We start from the raw sequence: 15,550 nt of genomic DNA, 5'->3' as shown, positions 1-15,550 counted from the left end.
GCGACGATCGCCTGGGCGATGCGCGACGGCGGCTGGGGCAAGTGGCTCGCGGGCGCGATGCTGCTCGGCGCGGCGACCGCGTGCAAATGGGCCGCCGCGCCCTATGTCGCCTTCGCCGCTTTCGCCTTCCTGCTGCTCAAGCGCGGGCATCTGCAGCGCTGGCCGGGGCTCGCGCCGCTGCCGGCGGTGGCGCTGCTCGGCCTGGTATCGGTCGCGACCTATTTCCTGAGCTTCGCGCCGGTGCTGCATTTCCGCGTCGATCCGCTGACGTGGCGCGGGCTGCTGAGCTACCAATATTATATGTACGAGCAGCAGGTGCAGGTGCTGCCGCATCACACCTATCAATCCGATTGGTGGACCTGGCCGCTGCTGATCCGCCCGATCTGGTATCTCTACGAAGTGACCGACGGGGCGCAGCGCGGCATCCTGATGATCGGCAATCCGCTGCTGATGTGGGGCGGGCTGGTCGCGGTCGCCGCGTGCCTGTGGGGCTGGATGACGAGCCGCAGCGCGCGGCTGCTCGCCGCCTTCGCCTTATGGGCGGGGAGCGTGGCGATCTTTGCCCTGATCCCCAAGTCCTTGGGATTCTATTATTATTACTATCCGTCGAGCATCTTCATCGTCATCGCGATCGCCGCCGTCTTCGATCATTGGCGCGCGCGGCTGGGCAAATGGGACGAGCGGCTGGTGATCGCCGCCTTCATCCTCGCGCTTTGCTATTTCCCGGTGCTGTCGGCGCAGGCGCTCGGGTCGCCGCGCGCTTTCCAATATTGGACATGGCTGCCGTCGTGGGTTTGAGTGTTCCTCCCCTCCCCTGAGCAAGGGAGGGGAGTGATAGTTCAGAGCGCCGCCAGCACCGCGTCGCCCATCTCGCGGGTCGAGCAGGTGCCGCCGAGATCGGCGGTGCGCTTGCCCGAGGCGAGCGCGGCCGCCACCACCGCCTCGATACGATCGGCCGCCGCCGGCTCGCCGAGCGAATGGCGCAGCATCATCGCCGCGGAGAGGATCGCGGCGCACGGATTGGCCTTGCCCTGCCCGGCGATATCGGGCGCCGAGCCGTGGATCGGCTCGTACAGCCCCTTGCCCGCGACATCGAGCGCCGCCGAGGGCAGCAGCCCGATCGACCCGACGCACATCGAGGCCTGGTCGGAGAGGATGTCGCCGAACAAATTGCCGGTGACGATCACGTCGAACTGGCCGGGATCGCGCACCAGCTGCATCGCGGCATTGTCGACATACATATGGGTCAGCGTGACATCGGCGTAATCCGCCGCGGTCTCGATCACCACGTCGCGCCACAATTGCGAGGTTTCGAGAACATTGGCCTTGTCGATCGAGCAGAGCTTGCCGCGGCGCCGCCGCGCCGCCTCGAACCCGGCGACCGCGATGCGGCGCACCTCGGCCTCGTCATAGCTCATCACGTCATAGCCCTGGCGCAGCCCGTCCGCGGTGGTGCGCATCCCCTTTTCGCCGAAATAGACGTCGCCGTTCAGCTCGCGGACGATGACCAGATCGATCGCGCGCGCCACTTCGGGGCGCAGCGCCGAGGCGTCCTCCATCCCCGCGAACATCTTCGCCGGGCGCAGATTGGCGAACAGGGTGAGCGCCTTGCGCAGCCCGAGGATCGCCTGTTCGGGGCGCAGATGCCGGTCGAGCGAATCGCAGGTCGGATCGCCCACCGCGCCGAACAGGATCGCGTCGGCGCGCCGCGCGAGATCGAGCGTCGCCGGCGGCAGCGGATGCCCCGCGGCATGATAGGCCGCGCCGCCGACCGGTGCCTCCTCGAAGCTGAGATCGAGCCCGAGCCGTTCGAGCACGCGCCGCGCCTCGGTGGTTACTTCGGGGCCGATGCCGTCGCCCGGCAGGATCGCGATCAATGCCATGAGAGTCCCTTTCGTTCGCGGGCGCTCTTAGGCGGTAACCGCGATCACGCAACCGCCCTTTTCAGCCGATCGAGCAGCCGCGCGCGCGCCGGGAGCAGCTCGGCACGGCGCTCGACGAGCACGTCGCGCGCGAGGAAATGCCCGGTGAGATCGAGCGCGGTGAGCGCATCGCTCCATTCGGCCGCCCCGCCGGCGCGGAGGAACGGCGGCAGGGCGAACAGCCGCGATTCATAGCCGGCCGCCGCCGCGCGGCTCACCGCGGCGCCACTTTTGGGGCTGACGAAAGCAAGGTCGTCCGCGCTGCCGGTCGCCGCGCAGCGATCGAGATCGAGCCCGAAGCCGAGCTCGGCGAGCAGCAGCAGTTCGTAGCGCGCGATGCTCCCCGCCCAGCCGCGCGCCGTGGGTGCCGCCTCCACCGCATCGAGCGCCCCGGCGAGCGCGGCATGGAGCCGCGGATAGGGCTGCGCCTCGGGCAGCGTCGCCGCGGTGAGCGCGGTCAGCCACGCGATCGCCGCCGCCGGCAGCGCCGCATCGAACAGCGCGGCGCGGCTGCGCAGCAATTCGACGGTGAGTGCGGGAAGCTGGTCGTCGGTCCGTGCGCGCCACTCGCCGCGCACAATATTGGCCGGCTGCAGGATCGGACCGAGCCGGCGCGAGCGGCCGCCACGGACATAGCCCGCGAGCACCCCGTCCGCCGGGGTCAGCGCGCGCACCACCGCACCGTGCTCGCCATGCGCGCGAACGGCGAGGACGATGGCGTCGACGGTCAGATGCATGCGGGCTGATGTAGGCGAAAAGCGCGCGGGGAACAGGGCCGATGTGCTGCAATCGCGGGCGACCTTCCTTCCCCGTTCGGGCTGAGCCTGTCGAAGCCCTGTGCTTTTCTTCCGCGGAAGAAGGGCAGCCCTTCGACAAGCTCAGGGCGAACGGAGGGAGACGCCGGCGCACCCCGACATCGAATCAAGCCCGCCGGATACGCCGCGCGATCCCCGCCAGCGCCGGCGTCCGCGCCGCGCGGGCCGCCACCCGCAGCGCCGCATCGAACCCGCCGACCGCCGCCACTGAGGCGCGATTCGTCAGCGTCGGGCGCAGGAGCAGCAAGTCGCGACACGCCACCCCGCCGCTCGCCAGCGCGCGCTTGTGCTGCCCCTCGCCCTCGGTGAAGTCGAAGCGGCGGAAACGGTCGCCGAACAGGCTCTCCAGCGCCGCGCCGAGCAGCACATTGCCCGGCGACAGCGCGCCATAGGCCGGATCGTGCCCGACATGATCGTAGCGCAGGGTATCGCCGTCGCCGCCGCACCACAGATAAGCGATCGGCGTATCGCGCAGGAACAACAGCCACGCCCGCACCCCGTCCGCCGCCGCCAGCGCGTCGCCGTGCGCGGGATCCGCCGGCAGCCCCGATTGCATCAACCGCTCCTGATAGGTCGTCGCCGATACCGCGCGGGCGAACGGGTGGAACGCCGCGAGCTCGGCCGGCGCGCGATAGCTGCGCACGTCGAGTCGCCCGCCATTGGCCTCGGCCAGCTTGCGCGTCTTGCGCCGGAGCGTCGCGCGCGCCTGCCCTGAAAGCCCGGCGCGCCACGCATCCTCCCCCGCCGCCAGATCGACATAATAGCGCGTATAATGCTGCCGCACGAACGCCACGCCACGCCACGGCAGCGCCGCCTCCGCCGGGAGCGACGTGACGAGATAGCCGTCGTCATCGGCATCGAGGGGCGGCAGCAGCGGCGGCGCGCCCGCCAGCGCCTGATCGAGCGACAGCGCGATGCGGCGCAACCGGCGCGGGATTTCCGCCAGCGTGCGCGCGCCGATCTGGAATTTCAGCGCGCTGGCGCTCACGTCGTGCGCTCCTCCACCAGATTGGACCAGACCTGCTCGACCTGGCGCATCCGCCGCCGGCTCGAATTGGCGGGCAAGGGCCGATCGTCCTGCCCCAGCGCGAGCGCGGGCAGATCGGTGAAATGCGCGGTCGGCGCCTCGGCGCGGCGCGCGGCGAGCAGCTCGCACAATTGCGCGAAGCGGCGCGTGTGGACCGCATTGGGGCGGGTGCCGTCGCGCACCGCCAGCTCGAAGCTGTGCCCGACGATCGTCGTCGCGGCGTGGCGCTCGGCAATTGCGTGATCGAGCGCGGCCTGCTGCTCGTCGATCGACAGCGCGCAGATCTGGAACTGGCGATAGCTGCCCGCGAAATCCTCGATCACCGTCACCGGCACCTCGGTCACGCCGTGCCGCACCACCGGGGCGATTTGCGCCGCGGGCAGGTCGATCGCGCTCGGCCACGGCTGCGCCGCGCCGTTATGGCTGCTGTCGTAGCGGAAGCCGAGCGCCGCGAGCGTGCGCAACGTATCGTCATTGGCGGCATAATTGCCGCCGCGGAAGGCGATCGGCAGCGGCGCCCCCGCCTCGACGATCAGCGCGACCGCCTCGCGGATCAGCATCTGCTGCCCGGCGCGCGAGAAATCGACCAGATCGAACTGGCCGTGCTCGCGCCGGTCCGCCGCCGACGCGCCGCGCCAATTGGGGTGGAGATGGAGCTGGACCTCCTGCCCCGCGGCGAGGATCGCCGATACCACCGCCTGGATCGGCGCGATGCCATAGACCAGCGCCGGCATCGGATCGACGAAGAAGGTCGCTTTCAGCCCGTGCTGCGCGAGCAGATCGAGCTGATGCGCCACGCCCACCCCGGCCGGCTCGAACGACCGCGCCGCTATCTCCCCCACCGCCAACCCCGACGCGTGGTGGCGCCAGGACAATTCGGTATCGATCGTCAGAAAAACCTGCATCCCGCCGCGGTCTTATGAGCGGGGAATGAACAAACCGCAAAACCGAAATAAAAAAAGAGGTTAGGATTCCGGCGCGCGACGAGAGCGGGGGCGGAACGACACCCGGCCTCCACTCTCACGCTCGCGCGGGAGTAGGCCGCTACGGCACGATCCCGTAACGGCTGTAATCGCGATCGATCCGCGGCGAGAGCGTGCGCGCGGCGGCGAGATCGCTGTCGCCCTCCTTCGTCTTGCCGCTGTGCCGGCGGATCACCCCGCGCATATAGAGGCTGGCCGCCATGTCGGGCGCGATCGCCAGCGCGGAATCGAGATCGGCCAGCGCCTCGTCCATCCGCCCCATGCGGAAATAGATCATCGCCCGGCTGTCGAGCACCTGCGCGCTATTGTCGCTCAGCGCGATCGCCTTGGTGCAATCCTTGAGCGCGGTATCGAGCGCGACATTGCCCAACCCCTTCAACCAGCACCGCGTGTTGAGCAGCCCCGCATCGGCGGGCTTCAGCCCGATCGCCCCGTCGATCGTTTCGATCGCGCCGTCCTTGTCGCCGAACTTCATCTGCAGCGTGGCCTTGAACGACATATAGTCGGCCTTGTTCTTGTCGCCCTGATCGATCCGTTCCTGGATCAGATCTAGCGCGGCCGTCTTTTCCCCGCGATCGGCGCGCGAGTTGGCGAGCCGCGCGAGCGCGTCGTCGTCTGACGGATCGAGCCGGTTGGCCTCGATCGCATCGGCCAGCGCCTTGTCGTCGTTGCCGAGCGCGGCATAGAGCCGTGCGCGCTTCACATAGGTATCGGCATCGGGCTCGATCGCCAGCGCCTTGTCGAGATCGGCGATCGCCGCCTTGCGATCGTACACCCTCTCCAGAAACCAGGCGCGATTGGTATAGCTCGTCCGGTCGTCAGGCCGGTCGCGGATCTGGCGGGTATAGACCGCGAGAATCGGATCGAGCTTCTTGTCGCGCCGTGCGGCGGCGATCTCGTCCCACGAACTGGGATAATCGGCCGGCGCGATCGCTCGCGGCGAATTGGCCTTTGCCGCAGCGACCTTGCGGCGCTCGGCCGGGATATCGGCGACGGGGATCTCCACCCCGCTGGTCGTCGTCTTGTCGGTGGCGACGATCCATTCGCCTTCCTGCGTGACGCTGCGATCGACCGCATGCCCCGCCAGCACCGCCTGCTCGGTCTTCGCCCCGTCGATCGTGAAGCCGGTGCGCGGCAGGCGCAGGCGGGTGCGCATCATCACGTAGAATGGCGCATCGGTCTTGACCGGGATGTCCTTCCACGCGGTGCGCGCGCGATCCGGGGAGAATTCGGTCTGCGCGGCATAGAGCGGCCGGCGCCAGCGCTCGTTCTCGCGGTCCCACGCGGGATAAGCGACCCCGGTCGCGGTCACCGTCGCGGTGCCCGCCGCTTCGTCGAAGCTGAAATCGCGCGAAACGAGGGTCGCGTTCTTGTCGAAATTCGCGATCATCCGGTTCACGAGCTTTTCGAAATCGTCCTGGCTGCCCTGCGTCTTGGCCAGCCGCACCAATTGCGCCACCGCGCCCTTCATCGTCACCGTGGCGCTGAACGGCGCGGGCAGGTTGATGCCGGCCCCCTGGTCATAGCTGAAGGTCAGCGTCATATCGGGCCGCGCCGGCGCGTGCAGCGCGATCCGCACCGGCTCGGCGCCGGCCGCGCGCAACGGCAGGACATAGCCGAGCGGCGGCGTATCACGAATATCGGCCAGCCGCGCGCCCGCGCCGGTGCCGTCGAGCCACAGGGTTTCGCCGTTGATCGTCGCGCGGACCAGCACGTGATCGAACGCCGCCGCGCTCGGCAAGCGGCTCGGCACCAGATCGCCGAGCTGCGAATTGGCCGTCACCGGCTCGGCCTCGATCCCCATCTCGTGGAGCAGCGCGAGCAACAGCAGCGTCTTGGCCTTGCAATCGCCGTAGCGCAATTCCCAGGTCCGCGTCGGCGACTGGGGCACGTAATTTCCCGTATCCATCCCCAGCATCAGGTAACGGATCTTGTCCTGCACCAGTTGCAGCGCGAGCGCGGCGCGTTTCAGCGGGTCGCTCTCCGCGGCCTTGATCCGCGCGACCTCGGCCGCCAGCGGGCTGCCCGGCACGATCAGCCCGTCGGTGGCGTAAAGCGGCGCCATCACCTTCGACACCGCCGCCCAATCGGCGAAACTGGTCACTTCGAGCAGCGGCAATTTGGCGAAGCGCGCGGGCGCATCGTCGGGCATTTCCGGCTGTTTGGCGAGCGGCATCGTCACCGTCAGCGTCTTATACCCGCCCTCGACCACCGGCTGTGCGGCGACGCCGTCGGCATAGGCCTTCCACTTGATGTCGCTGCCCACCGGCCACGACAGCCGCGCCCGCGCGAACTGCACCCGCAATGGCGCGAGGAGCAGCGGCGCGAACGCCTGCACATCGCCCTTCAGCGTCGGATCGCGCCGCGTGACCGAAAAGGCCACGTCGAGCACGTCGCCGACGCGCAGCCCCTCGACCGGCATCGTCGCGGTGAGGCGACCGTCGAGCACGCGCTGCTCCATCCCCTCTTCGCGCCGCAACACGGTGAGCGGATTGCCGTTTTTGATAAGATCGATGCGCTCCGCGCCGCGGATGATCTGCGCGCGGTGGACGATGAGATCGCCTTGCGACGGCTGCCAATCGATCTTAATCGTGCCGATGCTGCTCAACGCCTCCGCCGACGCGGCGCGGGTCGCGGTTTCCATATACGACCAGGCGCGCCCGTTCTCGAGCCGCTGCTGGTTGTCGAATATCAGCACCATCGGCGCGTCGTCGCCCAGCTTGGTCGCATCGATCGCCGGGGCGGGTTTCACCCAATCCGGCATCGGCTGATAGAGCGGCTTATCGCCGGCGTGCGCGATCGCACTGGTGGCAAGCAACACCACAAACAACGGCAGACGCCGCATCTTGTCCCCCAATTTTTCCCCGATGCGATGCTAGGCTTAGCCGCGCCGCCCCCGCAACCTATTTCGCGTGATAGAAATCATACACTTGCTGCGCCACCGTCGCCGAAACGCCGGGCGCCTTCTGCAGATCGGCGAGGCTGGCGTCGCGCACCGCGCGCGCGGTGCCGAAATGCATCAGCAGCGCCTTCTTCCGCGCCGGGCCGATCCCCGGCACCTCATCGAGCGGGCTGGCACCGATCGCCTTGGCGCGCTTCTGGCGGTGCGCGCCGATCGCGAAGCGGTGCGCCTCGTCGCGCAGCCGCTGGAGATAGAACAGCACCGGGGCATTGACCGGCAGGGTCAGCTCGCGCCCGTCCATCAGGTGGAACACCTCGCGCCCTTCGCGGCCGTGGTGCGGCCCCTTGGCGACGCCGACCATGCAGATATCCTCGATCCCCAGTTCCTCGAGCACCGCGCGCGCCGCATTGAGCTGGCCGCGCCCGCCGTCGATCAGCACCAGATCGGGCCAGGTGTCGCCATCGCGATCGGGGTCCTCCTCCAGCGCGCGCGCGAAGCGGCGGGTGAGCACCTCGCGCATCATCCCGAAATCGTCGCCGGGGATGGTGTCCTTGCTGCGGATGTTGAACTTGCGATACTGGCCTTTGCGGAACCCCTCCGGCCCCGGGACGACCATCGCGCCCAGCGCGTTGGTGCCCTGGATATGGCTGTTGTCGTAGATTTCGATCCGCTGCGGCGGCTCGGCCAGCTCGAACAGATCGGCGACCTCGCGGTTCAATTTCGCCTGCGTCGTGCTTTCGGCCAGCCGGCGCTCGAGCGCTTCCTCGGCATTGCGCCGCGCCTGATCGATCAGCCGCCGCCGCGTGCCGCGCTGCGGCACCTCGATCGCGATCTTGCGCCCCGCCGGCGCCGACAGCGCCTCCGCCAGCAGCGCCGCCTCGGGCAACGCGCGATCGACCAGCACGCAGCGCGCGGGGGGCACTTCCTCGTAGAATTGCATCAGGAACTGCTGGAGCACCTCTTCCTCGGGCACATCGGTGGTGTGCGCGGGGAAGAAGCTGCGGTGGCCCCAATTCTGCCCGCCGCGGATGAAGAAGGCCTGGATGCCGATCACCCCCTCGTGCCGCGCGAGCGCGAAGATATCGGCGTCCCCCACCCCCTCGGCGTTGATGAACTGGCTGCCCTGGATGAAGGTCAGCGCCTTCAACCGGTCGCGCAGCACCGCGGCGAGCTCGAAGTCCATCGCCTCCGCCGCCGCGGTCATCTGCGCGCCGAGCTTAGCCTGGACGTCGGTCGCCTTGCCAGACAGGAAGCGCTTGGCGTCGGCGACCAGCTCGGCATAGCCCGCCGCGTCGATCCGCCCGACGCACGGCGCCGAACAGCGCTTGATCTGGAACAGCAGGCACGGCCGGTCGCGCGTCTTGAAGAAACCGTCGGTGCAGCTTCGAAGCAGGAACAGCTTCTGCAGCGCGTTGAGCGTGGTGTTGACGCTCCCCGCGCTGGCGAACGGGCCGTAATAATCGCCCTTCGCCCGCCGCGCGCCGCGATGCTTCTGGATCCGCGGGAATTCGTGATCGGCGCGCAGCAGGATGAACGGGAAGGACTTATCGTCGCGCAGCAACACGTTGTACGCGGGGCGGTAGCGCTTGATCAGCTGCGCCTCGAGCAGCAGCGCCTCCGCCTCGTTGTTGGTCGTGACGATCGTCATCGACCGGGTGAGCGCGACCATCCGCTGCAGCCGCCGCGGCAGCCGCTCGACCTGGGTATAATTGGTGACGCGATTCTTCAGCGCACGCGCCTTGCCGACATAGAGCACGTCGCCACGCGCATCGTGCATGCGATAGACGCCAGGCTTGAGCGGCAGCGTCTGCACCACGTTGCGGATGGCGGCGACACCCGCCTCCAGATCGGGCGCGTCGGCGCCGCGCACGGCGAAGGTCGCCTTTTCCTCGTTGAAGCGATCGGGAGGGCCGTAACCAGACATTTTCAGTGATCTAGGGACGTACGCTGGCGCCAGCAATGTGGTACGGCAGCCGCCATCTAGAGAGAGGATGAAACGATGCGATTCGCTGTTGTTTCGACTGCCGCCGCCGCGCTGCTTCTCGCCGCGCCGAGCCTCGCGCAGCATGAGGGGCATAAGATGGCCGCGCACCCGATGGCCGAGCATGCGCTCCACGCCGCGCTCGCCGATCCCGCGCGCCCGGCCAAGGACAAGGAACGCGACGCGACGCGCCACCCCGCCGAGCTGCTCAGCTTCATGGGGGTGAAGCCCGGCGACAAGGTCGGCGATTTCATCATGGGCAGCGGCTATTGGACCCGCATCCTCGCCAAGACCGTCGGCGAGAAGGGCAAGGTCTATGCCTATCAGCCCGCCGAGTTCATCGCGTTCCGCGCCGCTTATGGCACCGATCAGGACGACGCGGCGAAGCCCTATGCCAATGTCGTCCCGTCGCGCGAATCGCTGGGCGCGGTGACCTTCCCCGAAAAGCTCGACGCGATCATCACCGTGCAGAACTGGCACGACCTGCACCTCGCCAAATCGCCGGCAACGCTCGGCGCATCGGTGGCCAGGGCGCTGTATGATTCGCTGAAGCCGGGCGGGGTGCTGCTGGTGGTCGATCATGTCGGTGAGCCCGGCGCGACGCCCTTCGCGGTCGCCGAGACATTGCATCGCGGCGATGCGGACGCGACCAAGAAGGAGATCGAGGCCGCCGGGTTCAAGCTCGCCGGGACCAGCCCGATCTATGCCAATCCGGCCGATCCGCACACCAACAAGGTGTTCGACCCGGCGATCCGCGGCAAGACCGACCAGTTCGTCTACAAGTTCGTCAAATCGTGACAACGGAGACCGAATCGGCCTCTCACGCGATCGACGCGAAGATCGCCGCGTTGGACGACTGGCGCGGTGAGACGTTGGCAGATGTCCGCGCGCTGATCCGCGCCGCCGATCCCGATGTGATCGAGGAGGTGAAGTGGCGCGGCGTGCCGGTGTGGTCGCACGGCGGGATCATCTGCACCGGCGAGAGCTACAAAGCGGTGGTGAAGCTGACCTTCGCGCAAGGCGCGGCGCTGCCCGATCCGGCGGGGCTGTTTAATTCCAGCCTCGAAGGCAACACCCGCCGCGCGATCGATATCCGCGAGGGCGAAACGATCGACGCCGCCGCCTTCACCGCGCTGGTGCAGGCGGCAGTGGCGCACAATCTGGCGAAAAAGCGGAAGTAAGATGTGCTCTCGCGAAGGCGGGAGCACATTTGGAGAGGCGCGATCCGTAAAATCTGAGCCTCCTCACCAAAGCGGCGGCGTTCGGACCGTGACAAATCCGCGACAGCCACTATATGCGCCCCCGCACGACGCGAGCCCCCGCCATGCTGACCACGAATCCTTTCGACGACGACCATCTGCACGAGGAGTGCGGCATCTTCGGTGTTTCCGGCGCTGCTGACAGCGCCGCGGCACTGGTGGCGCTCGGCCTTCACGCGCTCCAGCATCGCGGGCAGGAGGCCGCCGGGATCACCACCTTCGACGGTGCGCAATTCCACACGCACCGCGCGATGGGGCATGTCGCGGGCAATTTCGACCGCGACGAGGTGATCCGCGCGCTCCCGGGCAGCGTCGCCTGCGGCCACGTCCGCTATTCGACCACCGGCGAGACCGCGCTGCGCAATGTCCAGCCGCTTTATGCCGAGCTCGCCTCGGGCGGGTTTGCGGTGGCGCATAACGGCAACATTTCCAACGCGATGCGGCTGCGTCGCGAGTTGGTGCGGCGCGGATCGATCTTCCAGTCGACCAGCGATACCGAGACGATCATCCACCTCGTCGCCACCTCCAATTACCGGTCGCTGCTCGATCGCTTCATCGATGCGCTGCGCCAGGTGGAGGGCGCCTATTCGCTGATCGTGATGACCCCGGAAGGGATGATCGCGTGCCGCGACCCGCTGGGGATCCGCCCGCTGGTGATGGGCAAGCTCGGCGATGCGATCATCTTCGCCTCCGAGACGGTGGCGCTCGACGTGGTCGGGGCGGAATTCGTCCGCTCGGTCGATCCGGGCGAGCTGGTGATCGTCCAGGGCACCGAGATGCGCTCGATCCGCCCCTTCCCCGAAGCGGCGGCGCGGCCGTGCATCTTCGAATGGGTCTATTTCTCGCGCCCCGATTCGATCGTCGACGATCATTCGGTCTATTCGGTGCGCAAGGCGATCGGCGCGCAGCTCGCGATCGAATCGCCGGTCGACGCCGATCTGGTCATTCCGGTGCCCGATTCGGGGGTCCCCGCGGCGATCGGCTATGCTCAGCAATCGGGCATCCCGTTCGAGCTCGGCATCATCCGCTCGCATTATGTCGGCCGCACCTTCATCCAGCCGGGCGACAAGGTCCGCCACCTCGGCGTCAAGCTCAAGCACAACGCCAATCGCGCGCTGATCGCGGGCAAGCGCGTCGTGCTGATCGACGATTCGATCGTGCGCGGCACCACCAGCCTGAAGATCGTCCAGATGATGCGCGAGGCCGGCGCGGCCGAGGTGCACATGCGCATCGCCAGCCCGCCGACCAAGCATAGCTGCTTCTACGGCGTCGACACGCCCGAGCGCGCCAAATTGCTCGCGGCGAAGCTCGACCTGCGCGCGATGACCGATTTCATCCACGCCGATACGCTCGGCTTCGTCTCGATCGACGGGCTGTACAAGGCGCTCGGCGAGGCGGCGCGCGAGGGCGTGCGGCCGAAATATTGCGATGCGTGCTTCACCGGCGATTATCCGACCACGCTGACCGATCACGACGAACTGGCCGAGGTCGACCAGTTCGCGCTTCTCGAAGAACGGGTCGCCTGAGCCTCCAATGACCGATCAGAACAAAGTGCTCGCGGGGAAGCTCGCGCTCGTCACCGGCGCGTCGCGCGGCATCGGCGCGGCGACCGCGATGGCGCTCGCCGAAAAGGGCGCGCATGTCGTGATCACCGCGCGCGCCGCCAAGGAGCTCGAAGCGGTCGAAGAAGCGATCTTCGACGCCGGCGGATCGGCGACGATCGCGCCGCTCGACCTGACCGAGACCGATGCGATCGCGCGGCTCGCCGCAGCGGTGGGCGAACGCTGGCAGGCGCTCGACGTGCTGGTGCTCAACGCCGGCATGCTCGGCTCGCTCGCCCCGGTGCCGGCGATCGACGCCAAGGAACTGGCCGCGGTGCTGACGCTCAACGTGTCGGCGCAGGTCGCGCTGATCCAGGCGTTCGACCCGCTGCTGCGCCGCGCCGACGCCGGCAAGGTGATCGCGCTGACCTCCTCGGTCGGGCGCACGCCGCGCGCTTATTGGGGCGCGTACGGCGCCTCGAAGGCGGCGCTGGAGACGCTGATCGCGGCCTATGGCGACGAGGTGGAGGCGATCAGCCGCGTGCGCACCGCGATCGTCGATCCCGGCGCGACGCGAACCAAGATGCGCGCGCGCGCCTATCCCGGCGAAGACCCCGCCTCGGTGAAGGACCCGCGCGTGGTGGCCGAGCGGATCGCGGCGCTGGCGGTCGACGGGTTCGAGACCAATCACTTCGAGCGCGTCGAGGGGTGATCGCGCGGCGGTCGTAACGACAAAGCGCGGCTGGCTATACTTAAGCGCAGCCCGCTCAACCCCGGTCAGCCGGGAAAAAACAGCTTCCCGAGCGCGGCGCCGGCGCCGAGCAGCGCGGCGGTCGCGATCATCGCCTGAAAAATCAGTGAGGCGGGGAAAACCTTGGTTTCGATCTGAAGCTTCCGGCGTTCATCGAGCATCTTGTCGATTTCGGCCTGCGCCTTGCGGATGCGCGTGAGCTGCTCCTGCATGTCGAGTTCTTTGGGTTCGATCTGCGTCGCCATGATATTCTCCGTAGCATGATATAGCGTGAAAATGAATGAACGGGAGGGGCGGGCCGCCTCGATCGTTGGCCGCGAGGTTGCGCCGTTCCACACAGGCGAGGAATGATCGGGCGCGCAACGATTGGCGCCGCGCCCGTGACGCGCTAACGCGGGCGGCGATGCTGTTTCCTCCCGAAAATTGCCCGCGGATCGTCGTCAAGATCGGTTCGGCGCTGCTCGTCGATGCCGCCGGCGGGGTGCGCCGCGCGTGGCTGGAGGGGATCGCCGCCGATATCGCCGAGCGCGTCGCCGCGGGGCAGCAGGTCGCGGTGGTCTCGTCGGGGGCGATCGCGCTCGGCGCGCGGCGGCTCAACCTCCCCAAGGGCGGCCGCGCCAGCCTCGAAGATGCGCAGGCCGCCGCCGCGACCGGGCAGATCGCGCTCGGCCATACCTGGGCCGAGGTGCTCGCCGCGCGCGGGCTGACCGCGGCGCAGATCCTCGTCACGCTCGACGATCTCGAGGATCGCCGCCGCTATCTCAACGCCGCCGCGACTCTGGGCCGGCTGCTCCAGCTCGGCGTGGTGCCGATCATCAACGAGAATGACAGCGTCGCGACCGCCGAGATCCGCTTCGGCGATAATGACCGGCTCGCCGCGCGCGTCGCGCAGGCGGCGGGGGCGCAGGGCGTGGTGTTGCTGTCCGACATCGACGGGCTCTACGATCGCAACCCCGCCCTCCCCGGCGCGCTGCATATCGCGCGGGTCGAGCGGATCGACGCCGGGGTGGCGGCGATGGCCGATACCGGCTCCGCCTCCGGCATGGGATCGGGCGGGATGGTCTCGAAAATCCAGGCGGCGCGGATCGCCACCGGCGCGGGCGCGGCGCTGGCGATCGCCTCGGGGCGGATCGATCGCCCGCTGTCGGCCGAGGCACGGCATACGATCTTCACCCCCGAGAAGCGCAAGCGCGCGCGCAAGGCGTGGCTCGCCGGACGGCTGACCGCCAAGGGCGCGATCCAGGTCGATGCCGGCGCCGCGCAGGCACTGGCGGCGGGGCGCAGCCTGCTCGCGGCGGGGGCGACCGGGGTGACCGGGCGGTTCGCGCGCGGCGACGTGGTGACGATCGAGGGCCCCGACGGCGCGATCGCGCGCGGGCTCGCCGAATATGACGCGGCCGAGGCGCAATCGTTGCTCGGCCGGCGCAGCGAGGAGCATGAGGCGATCCTCGGCTATGCCCCGCGCGCCGCCCTCGTCCACCGCAACCATATGGCCTTGCTGTGATCCTCGCGCTGACCGGGGCGACCGGGTTCGTCGGCGGGCATGTCGTGCGCCGCGCGGTCGAGGCGGGACATCAGGTCCGCGCGCTCGCCCGCCGCCCGCAACCGCCGCGCGACGGGGTGACGTGGATCGCCGGGGCGCTCGACGATGCGGCGGCGCTCGCCGCGCTGGTCGAGGGCGCGGACGCGGTGATCCATATCGCGGGGGTGGTCAATGCGCCCGACCGCGCCGGCTTCGTCGCGGGCAATATCGCGGGCACGCAGGCGATCGTCGCCGCGACCGCGCCGGGGACGCGCTTCGTCCATGTCTCCTCGCTCAGCGCGCGCGAGCCGCAGCTCTCGATCTACGGCTGGTCGAAACGCGAGGCGGAGGCGGTCGTCGCCGCGGCACCGCTCGACTGGGATATGGTGCGCCCGCCGGCGATCTACGGGCCAGGCGATATGGACATGCTCGATCTGTTCCGCTTCGCGCGACGCGGGGTGGCGCTGACCCCGCCGGCGGGGCGGCTGTCGGTGATCCATGCCGACGATCTCGCGCGATTGCTCGTCGCGCTCGCGGCGGCGCCGGCGACGCGCGCGATCTACGAGGTCGACGACGCGCGCGACGGGGCGTGGACGCACAAGGGCTTCACCAGCGCGATCGGCGCGGCGGTCGGGCGGCGGGTACGCCCGATCGCGCTGCCACGCGCATTGCTGCGGGTGGGCGCGCGGATCGACCGGCTGGCGCGCGGCAAGGGCGCAAGGCTCACCGCCGACCGCGTCGCCTATTTCTGCCACCCGGACTGGACGGTCGACGTGACGAAGCGCCCGCCGGCGGCGCTGTGGGTGCCGCAGATCGCGACCGAGACGGGGTTGCGCGAGACCGCGGA

Annotated in this window: 14 protein-coding genes; 7 read left to right on the top strand and 7 right to left on the bottom strand. The window is 68.9% G+C overall.

The genetic code is table 11. The features are described 5' to 3' along the window. A partial coding sequence (locus tag BGN95_RS01790) for a dolichyl-phosphate-mannose--protein mannosyltransferase (RefSeq protein WP_502688233.1) occupies positions 1-798 on the top strand: 798 nt, incomplete at its 5' end. Between the two features lie 41 nt (positions 799-839). Here the strand turns inward: BGN95_RS01790 and leuB are convergent. The 6 genes from leuB to uvrC all read right to left on the bottom strand — a co-directional run bounded on the left by leuB (position 840) and on the right by uvrC (position 9,573). Then, the gene (leuB, locus tag BGN95_RS01785; RefSeq protein WP_286771441.1) at positions 840-1,883 is read right to left on the bottom strand and encodes a 3-isopropylmalate dehydrogenase; all 1,044 of its coding nucleotides are present in this window, start codon (positions 1,881-1,883) and stop codon (positions 840-842) included. A gap of 44 nt (positions 1,884-1,927) precedes the next feature. Continuing rightward, positions 1,928-2,659, bottom strand: a complete 732-nt coding sequence (gene recO / locus BGN95_RS01780; RefSeq protein ID WP_286771440.1) for a DNA repair protein RecO — start codon at positions 2,657-2,659, stop codon at positions 1,928-1,930. 184 nt (positions 2,660-2,843) lie between these two features. Next, positions 2,844-3,725 carry a GNAT family N-acetyltransferase gene (locus tag BGN95_RS01775; RefSeq protein WP_286771439.1) on the bottom strand — a complete coding sequence of 294 codons (882 nt, stop codon included), beginning with the start codon at positions 3,723-3,725 and terminating at the stop codon, positions 2,844-2,846. Beyond that, a complete protein-coding gene (locus BGN95_RS01770) occupies positions 3,722-4,669 on the bottom strand; it encodes a polysaccharide deacetylase family protein (protein WP_265271436.1) in 948 nt (315 codons plus the stop codon). The genes BGN95_RS01775 and BGN95_RS01770 overlap by 4 nt, the downstream gene beginning before the upstream one ends. A 139-nt stretch (positions 4,670-4,808) precedes the next feature. Continuing rightward, entirely contained in the window at positions 4,809-7,592 is a 2,784-nt protein-coding gene (locus BGN95_RS01765; RefSeq protein ID WP_286771438.1) for a DUF3857 domain-containing protein, read from the bottom strand. 58 nt (positions 7,593-7,650) lie between these two features. Further along, the gene (gene uvrC, locus BGN95_RS01760) at positions 7,651-9,573 is read right to left on the bottom strand and encodes an excinuclease ABC subunit UvrC (protein WP_286771437.1); all 1,923 of its coding nucleotides are present in this window, start codon (positions 9,571-9,573) and stop codon (positions 7,651-7,653) included. Between the two features lie 75 nt (positions 9,574-9,648). Between uvrC and BGN95_RS01755 the strand changes: the two genes are divergently transcribed. The 4 genes from BGN95_RS01755 to BGN95_RS01740 all read left to right on the top strand — a co-directional run bounded on the left by BGN95_RS01755 (position 9,649) and on the right by BGN95_RS01740 (position 13,142). Further along, a complete protein-coding gene (locus BGN95_RS01755) occupies positions 9,649-10,428 on the top strand; it encodes a class I SAM-dependent methyltransferase (protein ID WP_179512153.1) in 780 nt (259 codons plus the stop codon). A 50-nt stretch (positions 10,429-10,478) separates the two neighbouring features. Beyond that, positions 10,479-10,811: a DUF1801 domain-containing protein gene (locus BGN95_RS01750; RefSeq protein WP_284699055.1), complete on the top strand. Its 333-nt coding sequence runs from the start codon at positions 10,479-10,481 to the stop codon at positions 10,809-10,811. A 143-nt stretch (positions 10,812-10,954) separates the two neighbouring features. Continuing rightward, complete coding sequence (gene purF, locus BGN95_RS01745) at positions 10,955-12,415, top strand: amidophosphoribosyltransferase (RefSeq protein ID WP_179512154.1); 1,461 nt, start codon at positions 10,955-10,957, stop codon at positions 12,413-12,415. Between the two features lie 7 nt (positions 12,416-12,422). Beyond that, entirely contained in the window at positions 12,423-13,142 is a 720-nt protein-coding gene (locus BGN95_RS01740; protein WP_265271427.1) for an SDR family NAD(P)-dependent oxidoreductase, read from the top strand. A 65-nt stretch (positions 13,143-13,207) separates the two neighbouring features. Here the strand turns inward: BGN95_RS01740 and BGN95_RS01735 are convergent, their stop codons facing one another. Continuing rightward, positions 13,208-13,426 carry a hypothetical protein gene (locus BGN95_RS01735; RefSeq protein ID WP_265271425.1) on the bottom strand — a complete coding sequence of 73 codons (219 nt, stop codon included), beginning with the start codon at positions 13,424-13,426 and terminating at the stop codon, positions 13,208-13,210. A 158-nt stretch (positions 13,427-13,584) separates the two neighbouring features. On the opposite strand from BGN95_RS01735, the gene proB reads away from it, so the two are divergent. Beyond that, a complete protein-coding gene (proB, locus tag BGN95_RS01730; RefSeq protein WP_265271422.1) occupies positions 13,585-14,685 on the top strand; it encodes a glutamate 5-kinase in 1,101 nt (366 codons plus the stop codon). Continuing rightward, a partial coding sequence (locus BGN95_RS01725) for an NAD-dependent epimerase/dehydratase family protein (RefSeq protein ID WP_286771436.1) occupies positions 14,682-15,550 on the top strand: 869 nt, incomplete at its 3' end. The genes proB and BGN95_RS01725, both read left to right, overlap by 4 nt.

Origin of the sequence: Sphingomonas sp. 66-10 (assembly GCF_001897045.1) — a bacterium.
Classification (GTDB): Bacteria; Pseudomonadota; Alphaproteobacteria; order Sphingomonadales; family Sphingomonadaceae; genus Sphingomonas; species Sphingomonas lycopersici.
Note: the sequence above shows the minus strand (reverse complement) of the source record. Positions and strands in the feature narration are given on the sequence as shown.

What these genes read in the sequence shown, in the direction of transcription:
- BGN95_RS01740 (WP_265271427.1), top strand. Translation starts at nt 12,423, where the DNA reads ATGACCGATCAGAACAAAGTGCTCGCGGGGAAGCTCGCGCTCGTCACC.
- BGN95_RS01755 (WP_179512153.1), top strand. Translation starts at nt 9,649, where the DNA reads ATGCGATTCGCTGTTGTTTCGACTGCCGCCGCCGCGCTGCTTCTCGCC.
- recO (WP_286771440.1), bottom strand. Translation starts at nt 2,659, where the DNA reads ATGCATCTGACCGTCGACGCCATCGTCCTCGCCGTTCGCGCGCATGGC.
- BGN95_RS01770 (WP_265271436.1), bottom strand. Translation starts at nt 4,669, where the DNA reads ATGCAGGTTTTTCTGACGATCGATACCGAATTGTCCTGGCGCCACCAC.
- leuB (WP_286771441.1), bottom strand. Translation starts at nt 1,883, where the DNA reads ATGGCATTGATCGCGATCCTGCCGGGCGACGGCATCGGCCCCGAAGTA.
- proB (WP_265271422.1), top strand. Translation starts at nt 13,585, where the DNA reads ATGCTGTTTCCTCCCGAAAATTGCCCGCGGATCGTCGTCAAGATCGGT.
- purF (WP_179512154.1), top strand. Translation starts at nt 10,955, where the DNA reads ATGCTGACCACGAATCCTTTCGACGACGACCATCTGCACGAGGAGTGC.
- BGN95_RS01765 (WP_286771438.1), bottom strand. Translation starts at nt 7,592, where the DNA reads ATGCGGCGTCTGCCGTTGTTTGTGGTGTTGCTTGCCACCAGTGCGATC.
- uvrC (WP_286771437.1), bottom strand. Translation starts at nt 9,573, where the DNA reads ATGTCTGGTTACGGCCCTCCCGATCGCTTCAACGAGGAAAAGGCGACC.
- BGN95_RS01735 (WP_265271425.1), bottom strand. Translation starts at nt 13,426, where the DNA reads ATGGCGACGCAGATCGAACCCAAAGAACTCGACATGCAGGAGCAGCTC.